The organism is Streptomyces albireticuli, from assembly GCF_021228125.1.
GTDB lineage: Bacteria > Actinomycetota > Actinomycetes > Streptomycetales > Streptomycetaceae > Streptomyces > Streptomyces albireticuli.
This window is the reverse complement of record NZ_JAJQQS010000002.1, coordinates 576,636-595,077: the sequence shown is the minus strand read 5'-3', so window position 1 is coordinate 595,077 and position 18,442 is coordinate 576,636. Positions and strand designations below refer to the sequence as shown.

Here is an 18,442-nt window from a genome sequence, read left to right as displayed (position 1 = left end):
CTCACGCCGGGGCGAACCAGACCTTGTCCCGGCCCGGGTCCGCCTCGATCACCCGGACGCGCAGCCGGTGCCCCAGCGGCAGCGGCGGCCCGTCCGCGTCGCCCTCCACATGGCCGATCACCGCGGGCTCGTACAGATGGACCGTGCCCGCCGTCGGCCGCTTCTCCTGGACGTCCACGACGTACGCGTCGAAGATCTCGCCGATCCGGTCGCGCAGCAGCGCCGCCTCGACCAGGTCCACACAGTCCCGCTCCGCCTGGGCCGCCCGCCGGCTGCCTGCCTCCATCTCCCCCGGGAGCGCGTCGAGCGCCACCCGCACCCACTCCGGGGGCTCGGTGCCCGCGGCCGCCGCCAGGCACAGCTCGCCGGTGTACCGGTCGACGAGCCGGCGCAGCGGGGCCGTGCAGTGGGCGTACGGCGCGGCCAGCGCGGCATGGGTGAGCGCGGCCGGGTCGGCGGGCAGCGGGTGCTCGGTGGGGCGCTCGCGGTCGAAGGCGGTGTATCCGGCGCCGCGCAGCAGCGCCGTGCACTCCTGGAGGAACGCCGCGTGCTGGGTGTGCGTCGGGTCGAGCGCGCGGACGACGACGGCGTACGGCATGCTGTCGGGCCAGTTGACCCCGAGCGCCCGGGCCACCCGGCGCAGCCGGGCCACGGAGCTCTCCGGGGCCGGGGGGAGCGTGCGCAGGATGCCCGTGCCGGAGCGCAGCATCAGCTCGGCCGCGGCCATGCCGGTCATCAGGGAGATCTGGGCGTTCCAGCCGTCGGCGGGCAGCGGCGCCCGGTATTCGAGCGCGTAGTGGTTGCCGCGCCGGACGATCTCCTGCTCGGGCACGTTGAGGGAGATCCCGCCGCGCGTGCGCTCCAGTTCCTCCCTGCGCAGTCCTATCTCCCGCAGCAGCGACAGCGGCTCCTCCGCCGTCCCGGAGTCCACGGCCCGCTGCACGCCCGCGTAGTCGAGCTTGGCGCGGCTGCGGACGAGCGCGCGCCGCACGTCGGTCCGGACGACCCGGCCGTCGGTGTCGAGGTCGAATTCCCAGAGCAGGGCCGGCCGCGTGTGGTCGGGCAGCAGGCTGGCCGCGCCCTCGCCGAGCGCGTCGGGGTGCAGGGGGATCCGGCCGTCCGGGTAGTACAGGGTCATCACCCGGCGGTGCGCCTCCGCGTCGAGGAGGAGACCGGGCCGTACGAAGGCGGCGACGTCGGCGATCGCGTAGTACACCCGGAAGCCGCCGGTGTCGCGGCGGGCGAGGAACATCGCCTGGTCCAGGTCCCTCGAGCCGGGCGGGTCGATGGTGAAAAGCGGCAGGTCGGTGGCGTCGTGCGCCGGCAGCCGGGGCCACCGCGCGGCCCGCTCGGCCTCCTCGAGGACGTCCGCCGGGAACTCCCCGGGCACACCCGGCCGCGTGCGCAGCTCACGCAGGGCCGCCCGCAGCGGGGCGCCGTCCCTGTCGGTCACGTGCATCTGACGGCGGGGCATGACATCGAGCGTATTTCCGGTCGGGGCGGGCGGCACGGCGGGGACGGCGGCGGGCGGCGTTAGGCTCGGCGGGGGAACGGGCCGAAGCCTCCCCTTCGCGGCGCCCGAGGGCCCGCGGGGCGGACGCCCTTCCGCGCATCCCCATCGTCACCGCTGAAGGAGAACGACCGTGCTCGTGCTGTTGCCGCCGTCCGAGGGCAAGGCCACAGGTGGCACCGGGCCCGCGCTGGAGGTCGGCGGGCTGTCCCTGCCCGCGCTCGCCGATGCCCGCGAGGCGGTCCTGACGGAGCTGGTGGAGCTGTGCGCGGCCGACGAGGACAAGGCCGCCGAGGTCCTCGGTCTCTCCCCCGGCCTGCGCGGCGAGGTCGCGAAGAACGCGGCGCTGCGGACGTCCGGCACGCGGCCCGCGGGCGAGATCTACACGGGTGTGCTCTACGACGCGCTCGGCCTGGCCTCCCTGGACGCGGCGGCGCGGCGGCGCGCGGAGGAGTCGCTGCTGGTCTTCTCCGGTCTGTGGGGCGCCGTCCGGATCGGGGACGCCATCCCCTCGTACCGCTGCTCCATGGGCGTCAAGCTGCCCGGCCTGGGCGCGCTCGGCGCGCACTGGCGCCGGGCGATGGCCGGCCCGCTGCCGGAGGCGGCGGACGGGCGCCTGGTCCTCGACCTGCGCTCGGCCGCGTACGCCACGGCGTGGAAGCCGAAGGGTGAGGTGGCGGAGCGGACGGCGACGGTGCGGGTGCTCCAGTCCCGGATGGTCGGCGGCGTCGAGAAGCGGTCGGTGGTGAGCCATTTCAACAAGGCGACCAAGGGGCGGCTGGTGCGGGAGTTGCTGACGGCCGGGGTGTCGCCTTCGGGGCCGGGGGAGCTGGTGGGGGCGTTGCGGGATCTGGGGTATGTGGTGGAGGCGGCGGGGCCTGGGAAGGGTGGGGCTTGGGCGCTGGATGTGGTGGTGACGGAACTGTAGGGGCGGGCGGGTGCGGGTGCGCCCGCGGCGGGCCTGTTCCCCACCCCGCCCCTTCCCGTAACCGGGGCTCCGCCCCGGACCCCGGTCCTCGATCGCCGGACGGGCTGAATTCGCCCGGTTCCGGGCAACAATTCAGCCCGGCCGGCGTTTGAGGCCACCGCGCGGAGCGCGGAAAGGGGGCCCGGGGGATCGCCCCCGGTTCCGGGAAGGGGTGGGGCTGGGGACAAGGCCCCGCGCAGCGGCACCCCACCCCGCCATCTCGACCCACCCGTTGCACAGGGCGCAACCCCCGTTGCAACACCCTTCACCCCACGCCAAGATGCCCCCATGCCCGGCATCCTCACCCTCGCCCCCGTCCTCCCCGTCGTCGTCCTGGACGACGCCGCCGACGCCGTCCCCCTCGCTCGCGCGCTCGTCGCAGGCGGGCTCCCCGCCGTCGAGGTGACGCTGCGGACGGAGGCCGCGCTCGACGGGATCCGGGCGATCGCCGCCGAGGTGCCGGAGGCGACCGTGGGGGCGGGCACCGTCCTCGACGCCGGGCACGTGGCCCGGGCGGCCGAGGCCGGGGCGCGGTTCCTGGTGAGCCCGGGATGGACGGAGCCGCTGCTGGCAGCCGCGCGTGCCGCCGGGCTGCCGCTCCTGCCGGGGGTCTCCTCGGCCTCCGAGGTCATGGCGCTGCTGGAGCGGGGCGTGCGCGAGATGAAGTTCTTCCCCGCCGAGGCGTCCGGCGGGGTGGCCTGGCTGAAGTCCCTCGGCGCCGCCCTGCCCGCGGCCCGCTTCTGCCCGACCGGCGGCATAGGCCCCGGCTCCGCGCCCGGCTACCTGGCCCTGCCGAACGTCGGCTGCGTCGGCGGTACGTGGATGCTGCCCGCCGACGCGCTCGCGCGCCGCGACTGGGCTCGGGTGACCGCCCTCGCCCGCGAGGCGGCGGCGATGGGCACCGGGTACGACCGCCCCTGACCGCTCCCCGGCCCGCCTCCACCGTCAGCGGCAGCCCTCCGCGCAGGGTCGTCCGTAAGGGTCAATCCCAGAACGCGCCAGGCCGCGCCACACCGCGCCAGGGAACGCCACCTCACCCGCCAGGACCAGCGTCTGTGCGGCCGGGCGCCGTCCGTGCCCGGCCGACGGCGTAGTGAGTTCCGGTACGAAGCGGGTACGACGGCCACACCCACTCGGCGTAGCCTGCTGCCCGCCATGAACGATTTCGTTGACGAAGCACGCTCGCGAGTCGCACACCTGCTCCGGATGGCCAACACCACGGACGACCGGATCAGAGCCCGGATCATCGAATACGCGGACACCACCCCGGAGCCGCCCGTCATGAGCCGCGCAGGGATCGTCACGACCGGTTGCCCGCGGTGTCACAGAACCGCGTGGCGGCAGCACGACGCGGAGGGCCCGGTGTGGGTCTGCGCGTCCTGCGGCCATGTGGAAGGAGTGATCGTGAAGTGCCCCCACTGCGAGATCCCCATGATCGCGCCGCCGCTCGGCGCCCCCGACCGCTGGCACTGCCCGCGGTGCCCGAGGGTCGCGGCGACGGGCGAGAGCGCGCTGAACATCGAGGCGCGTGAGCGGCAGCGGGTCGCCGCCCTCGCGGCCCTGGACGAGGCGATCGCGGCGCCCGCGGACGGCTGAGCCGCACGGGCCGGCCCGTAACCCGCACGCCGTACGCCCGGCCCGTGACCCGCACGCCGTACGCCCGGCCCGTAGCCGCACACCGTAGCCGCACGCCCGCGAGCGAGTCGTCGACCGGGACCGCCCCCCGGGACGACCGTCGACCGCACGCCGTACGCGCGCGAGCGGGTCCGCCCGGGTGCCGTACGAGCCGGGGCAGCCGAAGTTCATGCCGTACGCCCGCGAACGGGCCCCCGCCCCGGCCCGTGGGCCCGCCCGGCCCGCACGCCGTAAGCGCGCGAGCGGGCTCGCCCCCGCCCGCCTACCGCAGGTGCGACGTGTCGTTCAGCAGCCGCAGCGAGGCGTTGCCGTCGGCGTAGTAGGCCACGGCCGACAGCGAGGCCGCCGAGAGCTCCATGCGGAACAGGGACTCCGGCGGCGCGCCCAGGGCCAGCCGGACCAGGGTCTTGACCGGGGTCACATGGGTGACCAGGAGGACCGTCCTGCCCGCGTACCGCGCGAGGAGCTTGTCGCGCGTGAGCGCGGTCCGGCGGGCGACCGTCGCGAAGCTCTCGCCGCCGCCCGTCGGGGCGGCCTTGGAGGAGCTCAGCCAGGCGTCGAGGTCCTCGGGGTAGCGCTCCTTGACCTCGGCGAAGCTCAGGCCCTCCCAGGCGCCGAAGTCCGTCTCGCGCAGGCCCTCGTCGATCCGGACCTCAAGGCCCAGGCGCGCGGCCACGGCCCCGGCCGTCTCCTGGCAGCGCCGCAGCGGCGAGGAGACGACCGCCTGGATCGTGCCCCGCGCGGCCAGGGCCGCGGCGGCGGCCTCGGCCTGGCGGCGGCCCGCGGGCGACAGCTCGGGGTCACCGCCGCCGCTGCCGGAGAAGCGCTTCTGCGGCGTCAGCGCCGTCTCGCCGTGGCGGAGCAGGACGAAGGTGGTCGGCGCGCCGAGGTCGGCGGGCGCGGCCCAGCCGACGGGCGGGGCCTTCGGCTCCGCCGTCCCGGCGGAGCCGGCCTCCGCGGCGGCTTCGGCCCGCGCCGACGGCAGCGTGGCCGTGGCCGTCCCGGCGGCGGCCGGGGAGCCGGCCCGGCCCGGGCCGGCGGCCAGGGCGGCGCCGGACGTGCCGGGCTCCCACCGCCTGCCGAGCCGCCCGGCGTCCATGGCCTCGTTGGCCAGCCGGTCCGCGTGCTTGTTCCGCTCGCGCGGGATCCACTCGTAGGTGACCCGGCCGGGCGGGAAGACCGCCTTCGCCTCGGCGGCGAGCGGCTTCATGTCCGGGTGCTTGATCTTCCAGCGGCCGGACATCTGCTCGACGACGAGCTTGGAGTCCATCCGGACCTGGACACGGGCCTCCGGGTCCAGGTCCCTGGCCGCCTTCAGACCGGCGATCAGGCCCTTGTACTCGGCGACGTTGTTGGTGGCGGTGCCGATGTACTCGGCCGCCTCGGCGAGCGCCTCACCCGTCGTCGGGTCGAGGACGACCGCGCCGTAGCCGGCGGGCCCCGGGTTGCCCCGGGAGCCGCCGTCCGCCTCGACGACGAAGCGCTGCGCCATGGGTCCTACAGCCCCGACTCGGACGTGCGGACGAGGATGCGGGTGCAGTTCTCGCACCGGACGACCTCTTCGGGGGCGGCGGCGCGCACCTCGTTGAGACCGGTGATGTCGAGCTCCAGGCGGCAGCCCTCGCAGCGGCGGTGGCTGAGGCGGGCGGCGCCGACGCCGCCCTCCTTGACCCGGATCTTGTCGTACAGCTTGATCAGGTTCTCCGGGACGGAGCCGGCGACGATCTCGCGCTCCTTGGCCACGGAGACGGCCTCGGTGTCGATCTCGGCGAAGGCGGCGTCGCGGCGGGCGACGGCGTCGTCGACCTTGGCCTGGACGGACCCGACGCGGGCGGTCAGCTCGGTGACGCGCTCCTGCGCGGACTCGCGGCGCTCCATGACCTCCAGGACGACGTCCTCCAGGTCGCCCTGGCGCTTGGCGAGCGAGGCGATCTCGCGCTGGAGGTTCTCCAGGTCCTTGGCGGAGATGCCGACACCGGTGTCCAGGCGCTGCTGGTCACGGGCGGCGCGCTGGCGGACCTGGTCGACGTCCTGCTCGGCCTTGGTCTGCTCGCGGGCGGTGTCGCTCTCCTCGGTCTGCGCGGCGACGAGGAGGTCGCGGTGCTGGGTGAGGTCGGCCTCGAGCGAGGCGATCTCGGCGTGCTCGGGCAGGCTCTTGCGCTTGTGGGCGAGCTGTCCGAGGCGGGTGTCCAGCGCCTGGAGGTCGAGGAGGCGGATCTGGTCGGCGGGCGCGGCGTTCAGTTGGGGGCTCCAGATGAGGTGTCGGTGGACGACGCCGCGTGGGCGGTCCAGGGGTCGGTGACCGTGCGGGAGATGTGGGTGCGCAGACCCCAGCCGTGCCGGTCGGAGATCTCGTCGAGCTGGGCGGCGGCCTGCTCGATCCAGGGCCACTCGGTGGCCCAGTGCGCGGCGTCGACCAGCGCGAGCGGGCTCTGCTGCTGCGCTTCCGACGCGGGGTGGTGGCGCAGGTCGGCGGTGACGTAGGCGTCCACGCCGGCGGCGCGCACCTCGGCGAAGAGGGAGTCGCCCGAGCCGCCGCAGACGGCGACCGTGCGGACGAGGCGGTCCGGGTCGCCGGCGACGCGGACGCCCTGCGCGGTGGCGGGCAGCCGCTCGGCGGCGTGGCGGGCGAATTCGCCGAGGGTGACCGGCGCGTCGAGCTCGCAGATCCGGCCGAGGCCGCGGCGGCCCGCGGGGTCGTCCGGGTCGGGCACGAGCGGGCCGGTGACCCGCAGGTCGAGGGCGCCGGCGAGGGCGTCCGAGACGCCGGGGTCGGCGCGGTCGGCGTTGGTGTGCGCGACGTGCAGGGCGATGTCGTGCTTGATGAGGGTGTGCACGACCCGACCCTTGAAGGTGGAGGCCGCCACCGTGGTCGTCCCGCGCAGGTAGAGCGGGTGGTGGGTGACCAGCAGGTCGGCGCCGAGCTTCACCGCCTCGTCGGCGACCTCCTGCACGGGGTCGACGGCGAACAGCACCCGGCCGACCGGGGCGTCGGGGTCGCCGCAGACCGTACCGACGGCGTCCCACTGCTCGGCCCGCTCGGGTGGCCAGAGGGCGTCGAGGGCGGCGATGACTTCAGACAGTACGGGCACGGGGAAAGGCTACCTGGCCCTCGTGCCCGTACGACCCTCGCCGGAGCCGGGCGGTCGTCCGGCCGGTCACCCGGCGGACCGGGTGACCGGCCGGGTGACCGGAGCGCGACCGGTTACTTGACCGGCCGGGTGACCGGAGCGCGACCGGTTACTTGACCAGGAAGCCGCGGAGATCGTCCAGGACGCTGTTGGCCGCGGTGACACCGAGGCCGAGGTACCAGGTCTCGTCCGCGACGTCCTTGGCGTGGCCCTCCTCGACCGCCTTCAGGCTCTTCCACACGGGGTTGCCCTGGGCGGTGTCGCGCTTGGTCTTGTCCGGGTCGCCGTAGACACCGGTGAAGATCCAGTCGCCGTCGGCCTTGTCGATGTTCTCCGGGCTGATCTCGACCGCGAGCTTGTCGACCTGCTGGATCTTCGGGCGGGGCAGGCCGGCGTCCTTGAGGATGGTGCCGATGAACGACTGCTGCGCGTACAGGCGGGTGAACTGCGGCAGGTAGCGCACCATGCTGATGGTCGGCTTCTTGTCGCCGATGTCCGCGCCGAGCTTCTTCGCCTTGGCCTCGTAGTCCGCGAGCTGCTTCTTGGCGTCGTCGGTCTTGTCCAGGGCCGCGGCGTTGAGGAGGTAGTTCTCCTTCCAGGTGAAGCCGGGGCGGATGGAGAAGACGGTCGGGGCGATCTTCGCGAGGTCCTTGTAGTTCTTCTCCGCGCGCAGCTTGCTGCCGAGGATCAGGTCGGGCTTGAGCTCGTTGATCGCCTCGAGGTTGAGGTTGCTGATGGTGCCGACGCTCTTGGGCTCGCCGATGTCCTTCTTCAGGTAGCCCGGGATCTCCTGGCTGCCCTCGCTGGGGGCCCAGCCGACGGGCTTGATGCCGAGGGAGACGACGTTGTCCAGCTCGCCGACGTCGAGGACGACGACGCGCTTGGGCGCCTCCTTGATCTCGGTCTTGCCGAGGGCGTGGGTGATCGTGCGCGGGAACTGGCCGGGCTTGGCGTCGGTGCCGAGCTTCGCGGTGTCCTCGGCGGCCTTGCCGAAGTCCTTGCCGCCCTGGGCGACGGACTTGGAGCCGTTGCCGCCGTCCTTGCCCGCCTGGCCGTCCTTCCCGTCGTCCGCTGAGTCGCATGCCGCGAGGGAGAGGGCGGCTGCCACGGACAGGGCGACGGCGGCGGTGCCGCGGCGGCGGAGGGACATCACAAGCTCCTGGGTCGGGGGGTGGCGACCGGCGGGGAACCGGGACGGGGCGTCAAGAACACCCCGTCAGCCACTTAGGTTCGCCTTACCTTACAGTCAGTGAACCTCGCGCAGCACACCCACCTCCTATCGCTCAGGCGAATCGGACATTCGCCACCCTTACGCGTGAAGCGACCTCGCTCGCATTGTTCGGCTGGTAGTGCGATAACTACGTTCAGTGCCGGAGGTGACGTTTCTCATGACGGTCTGTGCCCCCCAGAGCACTCCACAGAGCACCCCGCGGAGTGCGCCGATGGACATGAGACGCGCGGCATTCACGATCACAGCGGACGGTTCGTACGCCGCCCGGCTGGCGCTGGACGGTGCAACGGGTTGCTGGTTCCCGGAGCGCTGGACGCTCGACGGCCCCGAGCCCTACGCGGTCCCGCTGCCCGGCGGCCAGCCCGAGGAACCGGACAGCGAGGTCCTGCCGCTCGCCGACGGCCGGGTCCTGATCCGGCGCCGGGTGGCCGAGCGGCACACGCTCGCCCTGCTCTACCCCACCGGCCCCGGCACCGGTGAGCTGCCGCTCGGCTCCGTCGAATGCCCCCGGCTGTCCCTGCTGCCGCCCTCCCCGGGCGGCTCGGCGGTCTACGGCCTGGTGCACGGAGAGCGGTCGACCGAGCTGTGGCTGCTGCACGGCGGCCGCTTCGGGCCGCAGCGCGTGTCGGACGTGCCGGGTCACTGCTCGGGCGGCGCCTGGCTGGACCGCACGGGCCGGCTGCTGGCCCTCGACCGCGAGCTGGACGGCCGCACCAAGGCGGTCGTCGTCGACCTGGAGCGCGGCGGCGAGCTCAGCCCGCTGCTCCAGATCACCGAGGAGAGCAACGACCGGCTGCTGCTGGCCGACCCGTACAGCGGCCTCCTGCTCGTACGGTCGGACGCCCCCGGCGGCGACCGGCTCGGCTGGGGGGTGCTCGGCTCCACGCGCCCGGTGCGTTTCCCCGAGTGCCTGCACCTGCCCCATGTCGTCCTCACGCCCTTCGCCGCGCAGCCGGGCCAGGAGCTGGCGCCGGAGGGGTGCGCGGTGGCCTTCCGGATCGAGGGGCCGTCGGGCAGCTGGGTCGGGGTGTGGCGGGCGTCGGCCCGGCAGCTCCAGCAGTTCCCCGGACCGGCCGGCTGGCTGGTGGGTACGGGCCTGTGGACCCCGGCCGGCGAACTGCGGCTGCCCTATGTGACGCCCTACGTCCGCTGCGGGCTGGCGCGGCTGCGGCTGCCGGTCGCGCAGCCGGAGGGCGGGGCGCGCGAAGGCGCGGGGCGCGACGGCGGGACGGGGCCGGAGAGCCGGGCAGGGCAGGCGGGGCCGGGGGGACAGGGCGGAACGAACGGACCGGGCGGGCCCGGCGGTCCGGGTGGTCCGAGCGGTCCAGGGGGTCCAGGTGGTCCAGGTGGTCCAGGTGGTCCGAGCGGAGTGAGCCGGGCGGGCGGCGTGGGTGAAGGCACGGGCGAGGGCGGCGCCCGCGAGGCCGCCGCACCGGACGCGGGAGCGGGAGGGGAAGCCCGGCGGGATCCCGACGCGGCTCCGGACCCCGCGGGCGACCCGGTGCGGAGCGGCCCGCCCCCGGGTCCCCCGCAGGGTCCGGTGACGGCGCCGCCGCCCCCGCGACGCCCGGAATCCGCCCCGACGGACACACCCGCGGCCGGGACGCCCCTGGCGGTCCCGCCGGTGGCTCCCACACCCCCCACGGCCGCGGCGCCCGCCACCCCGATCACACCCGTCACGCCCGCGGCGTCGCCGCCCGGAGGGGTCCGGCCGGCGGCTCCGGCGGTCCCGGTCCCGGCCCCGGCCCCGGCCACCGCGCCTTCCACGCCGCTCGCTCCCCCCTCGCCCGTCACCCCTTCCACTCCCCTCTCCCCTCTCCCCCCTGGCATGTCCGTACCGCCGCCCGTACCACCCGTCATGCCTCCCCTCCCCGTCGAGCCCATGGAGCCCACGGAACCCACGGTCATGGCCGGGGTGTGGACGGCGGTGCCGCCCAGCGCTTTCCCCGGGCGTCCGGCGGCGATGCCGGGAGCGTGGTCCGCGGCCGCCCGGAGCGCCCAGGGCCCGCTGCGCGAGCCGCTCCTGACACACGGTCCGGACGGCTCGCCTCCGCACCGCCCGGTCCCGCTCCAGCAGGCCCCCCTCCAGCAGGGGCCGCTCCAGCAGGGCCCGCTCGACCGCCGGGCCCACCCGTGACGGGGCGGCGACGCGCCGGTGGACCGGGTGGCTAGGCGATCAAGGTCCCGTTAGAATCGGGCGGGGGTTGCGCAGCTGTACCGCACGGCGCCGGTGGTGGGCCGAACGGTCGTGCGCGAGAAGCGAGTTGACGTCCGTCGACGCCGTGCGCCACTGCCGCGGCCCCCGACGCGCCCAGCACGCAAGCCCATCCGACGGAGTGACTTTCCCCATGCCCGACGCCCGAACCGACACGACCGAGGCGCGCCCCTTCGAGGCGTCCGCCCAGGCCGCAGCCGCCGGCTCCGGCAGGCACCGCGGTCCGGCTTCCCCGGACGACGACAGCGCCTCCGCGCACGCCCACGGCAAGCACCGCCGCACGGCGGACGGCCGCTGAGCCCGAGCCACGACGGCACGCGCCCTGGCCCCCCGGCACCGTCCGGGGGGCCAGGGCCGTTTCCGCCCCGCGCCGGGCCGGGCCCCGCCTCGGCCCCGCCCCGGCCCAGCTCGGGCCCGGCCTCAGTCCGGCCCAAGACCCGTCTCGGCCCGACCCGGGTCCCGCCTCGGCCCCGCCCCAGCCCTGCTCGGGCCCGGCCTCGGTCCGGCTCAGGCCCGGCCTCGGCCCACCGCGATCCGGCCCGGGTCCGGCCTCGGTCCCGCACAGGACCCGTCTCGGCCCGACCCAGGACTCGCCCAGGACTCGCCCGGGGCCGGCCCCAGGCCCGTCTCGGTCCTGCCCGGACTCGTCTCGGCCCCGCCTCAGCCCCTCTGACCCCGTTTCAGCCCCAGCACCTCCACCGCCGCGAAGCCCTCCTCCGGCGGGCGTCCCGCGTAATAAGGGGACAGCAGCCCGTCCAGCTCGGCCACGCTGAAGACGTCCCCGGCGGTGTCGAACCGCGCCGCGATGCCGGGGCGCTCCACGACGGCGACCATGCCGCCGTGCACGACGAAGACCTGCCCGGTCACCCCGGCGGCGGCCGGGGAGGCCAGATAGCCGACCAGCGGTGAGACGTGTCCGGGCGCGAGCACGTCCGTACCGCCCGCACCGCCCTCCGGCTCCCCTCCCCCGCCGATGCCCGCGAAGACGTCCTCGGTCATCCGCGTCCTGGCCCGGGGGCAGATGGCGTTCACCGTCACCCCGTACTTGCGCAGCGCCGCGGCGGTCGAGGTGGTGAGCCCGACGACGCCGCCCTTGGCGGCGGCGTAGTTGGGCTGGCCCGCCGAGCCGGCCAGGAACGCCTCGGAGGAGGTGTTGACGACCCGTCCGTACACCGGCCGGCCGGTGGCCTTCGCGCGCTCGCGCCAGTGCGCGGCGGCGAACCGCAGCATGGCGAAGTGCCCCTTGAGGTGCACGCGGACGACGGAGTCCCACTCGTCCTCGGTCATGGAGAAGACCATGCGGTCGCGCAGGATGCCCGCGTTGTTGACGAGGACGTCGAGCCCGCCGCCGGTCCCGGCCCCGATGCCGGCCGCCAGCCGTACGAGCTCCCGGGCGCCGTCGAAGTCGGCGACGTCCCCGGCGTGGGCCGTGGCCAGGCCGCCGGCCGCGCGGATCTCGGCGACGACCTCCTCCGCGGGCGCGGCGGACGCCTCCCCGGAGCCGTCGCGGCCCGGTTTCCCGTGGTCGTTGACCACCACATGGGCGCCGAGCGCCGCCAGTTGCAGGGCCTCGGCCCGGCCGAGGCCCCGGCCGGCGCCGGTGACGATCGCGGTCCGGCCGGCGAGCGGCCGCTCCGCCGTCATCAGATCTCCACGCAGGTGCGCAGGGCCTCGCCCGAGCGCATCTGGTCGACGGCGTCGTTGACCCTGGCGAGCGGGACCCGGTGGGTGATCAGGCCCGCGAGGTCGACGCGGCCCGCCCGCCAGAGGGCGATGGCCCGCTCGTAAGCACGCAGGACGTTGCCGCCGCCGAAGAGCGAGGGCAGGATCCGCTTCTCGTCGAGGAACAGCTCGAACATGCTGATCTTGAGGAAGTCGTCCGCCGCGCCCGCCCCGACGACGCAGAGGGTGCCGCCGCGCCGGGTCGCCTCGTAGGCGGTGCGGGCGGTGGCGGAGGTCCCGACGGCCTCGAAGACGTAGTCGAAGCCCTCGCCCCCGGTGATCCGGCGGCGGGCGTCGCCGAGGCCCTCGGGCGGCACGGCCTCCGTGGCGCCGAACCGCAGCACGGCCTCGCGCCGCGCCGCGGTCGGGTCGACGGCGACGATGTGCGCGGCGCCGGAGGCCCGGGCGCCCTGCGCGACGCTGACGCCGACGCCGCCGCAGCCGATGACCGCGACCGAGGAACCGGCCGCCACGCGCGCCGTGTCGAGGGCGGCGCCGAGGCCGGTCGTGACGCCGCAGCCGATCAGCGCGGCGATGTCGTAGGGGACGTCGTCGGGGACGGGCACGGCGCAGCCGGCGGGCACGACGAGTTCCTCGGCGAAGGTGCCGGTGCCGGCGAACCCGAAGAGGTCGGTGCCGGCCCGCCGGAAGGACGGGGTGCCGGCGCGTGCGAACCCGGACAGGCACAGGTGGGTCTGGCCGCGCCGGCACGCGGGACAGCCGCCGCAGGCGGGCAGCCAGCAGAGGAGGACCCGGTCGCCGGGCGAAAGGCCGGTGACGCCTTCGCCGACCTCGATGACCTCACCGGCGCCCTCGTGGCCGGGGACGAGGGGCGCGGGCTGCGGCAGCACCCCGGACATCGCGGAGAGGTCGGAGTGGCAGAGCCCGGCGGCCCGCATGCGCAGCCGTACCTTGCCGGGTCCGAAGCCCACGGCCTCGACGTCGTCGTGGACCTCCAGCTTGTCCTGGCCTGTCTCGTGCAGTACGGCTGCGCGCATGGTGCGACTCCCTTCGCGTAACGGGCGGTTCGGTCAGGGTGCGGCGGGTGCGACGGCTCGGGGGGAGCGGCTCGGGTGGGGAGCGGCTCAGGTGTGGGTGACGACCGTGTCGGCGAGGACCGGGGCTTCGTCGCGCTCCACGGCGGTCACGGTCACCTGGACGCGGCCGGGGCCGGGGGTGTCGCGCCACATCCGCACGCGCAGCGTCTCGCCGGGGAAGGCGACGCCGGCGAAGCGGGTGGTGTACGCGCGGACGCGGGCGACGTCGCCGCCGAGCGCGGTGTCCACGACGGCCTTAAGAGTGATGCCGTACGAGCACAGGCCGTGCAGGATCGGCCGGTCGAAGCCCGCGCGCTTCGCGAACTCCGGGTCGGCGTGCAGGGGGTTCCAGTCGCCGGACAGGCGGTAGAGGAGGGCCTGGTCCTCCCTGATCGGGCGGTCCGCGGTCCAGGTGGGGGCGGTGCCGGGGGCGTCGAGGCGGGTGGTGGAGCCGCGCTCGCCGCCGAAGCCGCCCTCGCCCCGGACGTAGATGTCGCTCCGGCTCGTCCAGAGCGGCCCGTCCGCGTCCGCCACGTCCGAGCGGTGGACGATGACGGCCGCCTTCCCCTTGTCCAGGACGGCCTCGACGCGGGAGGTCCCGGTGGCGGTGCCGCGTACGGGGAGCGGCCGGTGGAGCTCGACGGTCTGCCCGCCGTGCAGGACGGCGGCGAGGTCGACGTCGATGCCCGGGGTGCCGAGGCCGCCGGACACGGCCCGGCCGCCGCCCGCGACGGTCGCGAAGGACGGCAGCACGTGCAGCCGGGTCTCCAGGGTGTAGCGGAGCTCGTCGGGTCCGGTCGCCGAGGTGCCCGCGCCGATGCCCAGGTGGTAGAGGATGACGTCCTTGTGATCCCAGGTCAGTTCGCCGGTGCGGGGCTCGGCGGCGACCGCCTGCGCTGCGTCGATGGGCATCGGGCACGGCTCCTTCGCGCGTGGTGGGGATCCCGGCCGGGGTGTCCGCACCGTCGGCCGTACCGGGGTCGCTGCCGGCTCGGCCCGTCCCGCGCTCACCCTAGAACGCGTTCTAGCCGATCCGGTGGCACCCATGTATAGCCGATCGCCCCGGGGGTGGGAAGGCCACCGGCGCCCGGCCGGGCGGGTCTCCCCGCCCGGCGCGCGGCCAGGACAAATGTCATGGCGGGCCGCCCACATACGGCTCTGCTCCGCCGGCGAGGGGGTCCGTAGGGTCGGGGAGCATGAACGACAGAACGACCGAGGCCGAGCGGCACAAGCCGCCGGGCAAGTTCGCCCTCCTGCCCTGTCTCTTCATGCTCACCGGGGACGTGGAGAGTCTCCTCCGGGGCGAGCTGCCACGTCCCTGGCTGGGCGGCGCGGGCCTGGTCGCCTTCGTCGTCCTCTACGTCCTCACGGTCTTCGGCGGCCTCGACGACCGGCGGCGGCGGAGCCCTGTCGTCCTGGGGTGCCTCGGCGCGCTGGCCGCGGTCACGTACGCGCTGTCCGTCGGTTACGGCGGCGACTGGCTGCTCTGCTTCCCGCTGCTCTCGCTGGCGAGCGGCATCGTGCTGCGCGGCCGGGGACGGGCCCTGGGCGCCGTGGTGATCGCGCTCGCCAGCTCCGCGGGGATCGTCGCGGGGTTCCGCGGCGGCGTGGAGGAGTCCCTGATCGTCAGCTACGGAACGGTGCTCTCCGGTCTGGTGACGGCCGCGATCCTGACCCTGTTCGAGACCGTCGCCCAGCTCCGCGAGACCCGTGAGGAGCTGGCGCGCGGCGCGGTCGAGCGGGAGCGGCTGCGCTTCTCACGCGATCTGCACGACCTGCTCGGCCACACCATGTCCGTGATCGTGGTCAAGGCCGAGGCCGTGCGCCGCCTCGCGCCGCGGGACCTGGAGGCGGCCCTCGGCCAGGCCGCCGACATCGAGGCCGTCGGCCGCCAAGCGCTCACCGAGATCCGCGAGGCCGTCACCGGGTACCGCGAGGGCAGCCTCACCACCGAGCTCGACCGCGCCCGTTCCCTGCTGGACGCCTCCGGCATCGAGGCGGACGTCCGGCAGTCGGGGCCGCCGCTGCCGCCGCAGACCGCGGCGCTGCTGGGCTGGGTCGTCCGCGAGGGCGTCACCAACGTCGTCCGGCACAGCGGCGCGGGCCGCTGTGTGGTGGAGGTGCGCGGCGAGACCGACCGGGTACGCCTGGAGATCACCGACGACGGGTGCGGCGTAGGCTCGGGACCGGCCGCCGGGGCGGGGACGGGCGGCTCGGGTCTGAAGGGGCTGACCGAGCGGCTGGCCGCGGCCGGCGGTGCGCTCACCACCGGCCCCGACGGGCGCCGGGGCTTCCGGCTGGTGGCCGAACTGCCCGTCGACGCGGAGTCCGAGGAGGACCGGGACACATGATCAGGCTGCTCCTCGCCGAGGACCAGGGCATGATGCGGGGCGCGCTCGCGCTGCTGCTCGGGCTGGAGGAGGACTTCGAGATCGTCGCCCAGGTCGGCGACGGCGAGGAGATCCTGCCCAAGGCCCTGGAGACGGAGCCCGACGCCGCGCTCCTCGACATCGAACTCCCCGGCCGCAGCGGCCTGGACGCGGCGGCGGACCTGCGCGAGCGGCTGCCCGGCTGCCGGGTGCTGATCCTCACCACGTTCGGGCGCCCCGGCTATCTACGCCGGGCGATGGAGGCGGGCGCCTCCGGGTTCCTGGTCAAGGACGGCCCGGTGGAGGAACTCGCGGCGGCGGTCCGGCGGGTGCTGGCGGGCGAGCGCGTCATCGACCCGGCCCTGGCCGCGGCCGCCCTGAGCGCGGGCCCGAACCCGCTGACCCAGCGTGAGCGGGACGTGCTGGCGGCGGCGGTGGACGGGGCGACGGTGGCGGACATCGCGGCGCGGGTGCACCTGTCACCGGCGACGGTCCGGAACTACCTGTCGGCGGCGATCGGCAAGACGGGGACGCGGAACCGCATGGAGGCGGTTCGGGCGGCGCGGCAGAACGGCTGGTTGTAGGGGAGGGCGCGTACGGCGCGTGGGCGAGCCCGAAGGGACGGCACGTACGGCGTCGCGAGGCCCGGGCAGTGCCTTCCCGCTCGCCGGACGGCCGGATCCCGCGCCCTGCCGTTCCCGGCGGCCCGGAGCGGCGACGCGGCCCGTCCCGCGTCGAGGACCGGGGCCCGGGGCCGGGCCGCTCACGCGCCCGCGTAGCCTGCATCCACCACACGCACCCCCGGAGGACCCCCATGGCCCCCAAGCCCGAGACGCTCGCCGCATTCGAAGCGGCGAAGGGCTTCATGCCGCTCGACGAAGGACTCGCCCTCCACGCGGCCGCCCGCGAGGCGGCGGCCCTGCGCATGCCGCTGCTCGAAGTCGGCACGTACTGCGGCCGGTCGACGATCCTGCTCGCCGACGCCGCGCGGGAGGCCGGGGTCACGGCCGTGACCGTCGACCACCACCGCGGCAGCGAGGAGCAGCAGCCCGGCTGGGAGTACCACGACACCTCCGTCGTCGACCCGGTCGTGGGGCGCATGGACACGCTGCCCACGTTCCGCCGGACGCTGCACCGGGCGGGTCTGGAGGAGCACGTCCTCGCGATCGTCGGCCGGTCGCCGCAGGCCGCCGCGGTGTGGGGGACGCCGCTCGGGCTGGTGTTCATCGACGGCGGGCACACCGACGAGCACGCGACGGCCGACTACGAGGGCTGGGTGCCGCACCTCGCGGAGGGCGGACTCCTCGTCATCCACGACGTGTTCGCCGATCCGGCCGACGGCGGCCAGGCCCCGTACCGCGTGTACCGCAGGGCGCTCGCGTCCGGTGCCTTCACCGAGGTCTCGGTGACCCGTTCCCTGCACGTTCTCCGCCGGACCGGCCTCGGAATCTGACGGGCGGCGTTAGCATCGCCGGGTGTCCAAAGGCAGCTTTCCCCGCGCGCCCCGCCGTGACGGCGTGTCCGGCCGTCCCGGTGGCCGCGCCACCCCTCTGATAGCCGCGCTGGTGGCCCTGGTGGCCGCCGGTCTCGCGGGCTGGCTGCTGTGGGACGCGGGCGGGGGCGAGGACGACAGCGCGAAGCGCCCCGTCGCCGCCACCTCCGCCGCCACCTCCCGGGCCCCCGCGGCCCCCGGGCCCTCGGCGGCGGCCTCCGGGCCGCGGAGCCCCTCGCCGTCCGCGAGCGGCACCACCGCGTCGCCGGGCCCGTCGGCCGGTGAGGGCGCCGGGGTCGCCGACGGCGAGGCGCCGCGCGCCGACGGCCCGCTCAAGGGCAAGGTGGTCCTCGTCGACCCCGGCCACAACATCCGCAACAGCGAGCACACCGCGGAGATCAACCGTTCCGTCGACATCGGCACGGGCCGCAAGGAGTGCGACACCACCGGCACGTCCACGGACGCCGGTTACGCCGAGGCGACGTTCAGCCTCGACGTCGCCCACCGCCTGCGGACGATCCTGCGGAACCAGGGCGCGAAGGTGGTGTTCACGCACGACGGCGAGCGCGCGTACGGACCGTGCGTCACCGAGCGGGCCGCCATCGGCAACAAGGCCCACGCCGACGCCGCGGTCTCCCTCCACGCCGACGGCTCGGCCGTCGGCAACCGCGGCTTCCATGTGATCCTGCCCGCCCTGGTGAAGGGCGGGGCGGCGGACACCGCGCCCATCGTCGGGCCGTCGAAGGAACTGGGCGCGCGGATCGCGGGGAACTTCGTCCGGACGACCGGCAGCCCGCCGTCCAATTACATCGGCGGCGGCACGGGCCTCGACACCCGCGGGGATCTCGGCGGGCTCAATCTCTCGACGGTCCCGAAGGTGTTCATCGAATGCGGCAACATGCGCGACCCGGAGGACGTGGGCCGGCTCACCGACGCTGCATGGCGTGAGAAGGCGGCGCAGGGGATCGCGGACGGCATCACGGACTTCCTGCGCGGGTAGGGGCCGGTGCGGGGGGGACGGCGGGTAACAGGGGGGCGTACCAGCAGGCCACAGCCGTGTCACGACGGTGATACGAAGAAGACGCCCCGGCCACCCAGGCGATAGGTTCACCCGTACGATGGGGGCACCCCCG

17 protein-coding genes are annotated in these 18,442 nt (G+C 75.3%); 9 read left to right on the top strand and 8 right to left on the bottom strand.

What is annotated here, in order from left to right:
- Nucleotide 1 precedes the first annotated feature (1 nt).
- Complete coding sequence (locus LUZ64_RS02830) at nt 2-1,474, bottom strand: RNB domain-containing ribonuclease (protein WP_095584882.1); 1,473 nt, start codon at nt 1,472-1,474, stop codon at nt 2-4.
- A gap of 169 nt (nt 1,475-1,643) precedes the next feature.
- Between LUZ64_RS02830 and yaaA the strand changes: the two genes are divergently transcribed.
- The 3 genes from yaaA to LUZ64_RS02815 all read left to right on the top strand — a co-directional run bounded on the left by yaaA (nt 1,644) and on the right by LUZ64_RS02815 (nt 4,073).
- A complete protein-coding gene (gene yaaA / locus LUZ64_RS02825) occupies nt 1,644-2,438 on the top strand; it encodes a peroxide stress protein YaaA (RefSeq protein WP_232390107.1) in 795 nt (264 codons plus the stop codon).
- Between the two features lie 327 nt (nt 2,439-2,765).
- Nucleotides 2,766-3,398, top strand: a complete 633-nt coding sequence (gene eda, locus LUZ64_RS02820) for a bifunctional 4-hydroxy-2-oxoglutarate aldolase/2-dehydro-3-deoxy-phosphogluconate aldolase (protein ID WP_095581315.1) — start codon at nt 2,766-2,768, stop codon at nt 3,396-3,398.
- Between the two features lie 234 nt (nt 3,399-3,632).
- A complete protein-coding gene (locus LUZ64_RS02815) occupies nt 3,633-4,073 on the top strand; it encodes a hypothetical protein (RefSeq protein WP_232390108.1) in 441 nt (146 codons plus the stop codon).
- 301 nt (nt 4,074-4,374) lie between these two features.
- Here LUZ64_RS02815 and LUZ64_RS02810 read toward each other — a convergent pair whose 3' ends face one another.
- The 4 genes from LUZ64_RS02810 to LUZ64_RS02795 form a co-directional block, all read right to left on the bottom strand.
- Nucleotides 4,375-5,604: a bifunctional RNase H/acid phosphatase gene (locus tag LUZ64_RS02810; protein ID WP_095581316.1), complete on the bottom strand. Its 1,230-nt coding sequence runs from the start codon at nt 5,602-5,604 to the stop codon at nt 4,375-4,377.
- Between the two features lie 5 nt (nt 5,605-5,609).
- Nucleotides 5,610-6,353: a zinc ribbon domain-containing protein gene (locus LUZ64_RS02805; RefSeq protein WP_211305014.1), complete on the bottom strand. Its 744-nt coding sequence runs from the start codon at nt 6,351-6,353 to the stop codon at nt 5,610-5,612.
- Complete coding sequence (locus LUZ64_RS02800) at nt 6,350-7,204, bottom strand: Nif3-like dinuclear metal center hexameric protein (RefSeq protein ID WP_095581317.1); 855 nt, start codon at nt 7,202-7,204, stop codon at nt 6,350-6,352. Before LUZ64_RS02800 ends, LUZ64_RS02805 begins: the two co-directional genes overlap by 4 nt.
- 148 nt (nt 7,205-7,352) lie before the next feature.
- Entirely contained in the window at nt 7,353-8,393 is a 1,041-nt protein-coding gene (locus LUZ64_RS02795; RefSeq protein ID WP_095581318.1) for an ABC transporter substrate-binding protein, read from the bottom strand.
- Nucleotides 8,394-8,685: 292 nt separating this feature from the next.
- On the opposite strand from LUZ64_RS02795, the gene LUZ64_RS37455 reads away from it, so the two are divergent.
- On the top strand, nt 8,686-10,611 hold the full coding sequence (locus tag LUZ64_RS37455; protein WP_308251424.1) for a hypothetical protein: 1,926 nt from the start codon (nt 8,686-8,688) through the stop codon (nt 10,609-10,611).
- A gap of 211 nt (nt 10,612-10,822) precedes the next feature.
- A complete protein-coding gene (locus LUZ64_RS02785; protein WP_170116865.1) occupies nt 10,823-10,987 on the top strand; it encodes a hypothetical protein in 165 nt (54 codons plus the stop codon).
- Nucleotides 10,988-11,349: 362 nt separating this feature from the next.
- Here the strand turns inward: LUZ64_RS02785 and LUZ64_RS02780 are convergent, their stop codons facing one another.
- The 3 genes from LUZ64_RS02780 to LUZ64_RS02770 all read right to left on the bottom strand — a co-directional run bounded on the left by LUZ64_RS02780 (nt 11,350) and on the right by LUZ64_RS02770 (nt 14,360).
- Nucleotides 11,350-12,333, bottom strand: coding sequence for a 3-oxoacyl-ACP reductase (locus tag LUZ64_RS02780; protein ID WP_095583452.1), 984 nt, complete (start codon nt 12,331-12,333; stop codon nt 11,350-11,352).
- The gene (locus tag LUZ64_RS02775; RefSeq protein WP_095583451.1) at nt 12,333-13,409 is read right to left on the bottom strand and encodes a Zn-dependent alcohol dehydrogenase; all 1,077 of its coding nucleotides are present in this window, start codon (nt 13,407-13,409) and stop codon (nt 12,333-12,335) included. The genes LUZ64_RS02780 and LUZ64_RS02775 overlap by 1 nt, the downstream gene beginning before the upstream one ends.
- A gap of 87 nt (nt 13,410-13,496) precedes the next feature.
- Nucleotides 13,497-14,360, bottom strand: a complete 864-nt coding sequence (locus LUZ64_RS02770; RefSeq protein ID WP_095583450.1) for a MaoC/PaaZ C-terminal domain-containing protein — start codon at nt 14,358-14,360, stop codon at nt 13,497-13,499.
- Nucleotides 14,361-14,644: 284 nt separating this feature from the next.
- Here LUZ64_RS02770 and LUZ64_RS02765 point away from each other — a divergent pair, with 284 nt between their 5' ends.
- The 4 genes from LUZ64_RS02765 (at nt 14,645) to LUZ64_RS02750 (ending at nt 18,309) form a co-directional block, all read left to right on the top strand.
- Nucleotides 14,645-15,799 (top strand): histidine kinase, encoded by a 1,155-nt coding sequence (locus LUZ64_RS02765; protein ID WP_095583449.1) that lies wholly within the window; start codon nt 14,645-14,647, stop codon nt 15,797-15,799.
- The gene (locus tag LUZ64_RS02760; RefSeq protein WP_095583448.1) at nt 15,796-16,401 is read left to right on the top strand and encodes a response regulator transcription factor; all 606 of its coding nucleotides are present in this window, start codon (nt 15,796-15,798) and stop codon (nt 16,399-16,401) included. Before LUZ64_RS02765 ends, LUZ64_RS02760 begins: the two co-directional genes overlap by 4 nt.
- A gap of 230 nt (nt 16,402-16,631) precedes the next feature.
- Nucleotides 16,632-17,270, top strand: a complete 639-nt coding sequence (locus LUZ64_RS02755; RefSeq protein ID WP_095583447.1) for a class I SAM-dependent methyltransferase — start codon at nt 16,632-16,634, stop codon at nt 17,268-17,270.
- A gap of 22 nt (nt 17,271-17,292) precedes the next feature.
- Nucleotides 17,293-18,309: an N-acetylmuramoyl-L-alanine amidase gene (locus tag LUZ64_RS02750; RefSeq protein WP_095583446.1), complete on the top strand. Its 1,017-nt coding sequence runs from the start codon at nt 17,293-17,295 to the stop codon at nt 18,307-18,309.
- The last annotated feature ends 133 nt before the right edge of the window (nt 18,310-18,442 follow it).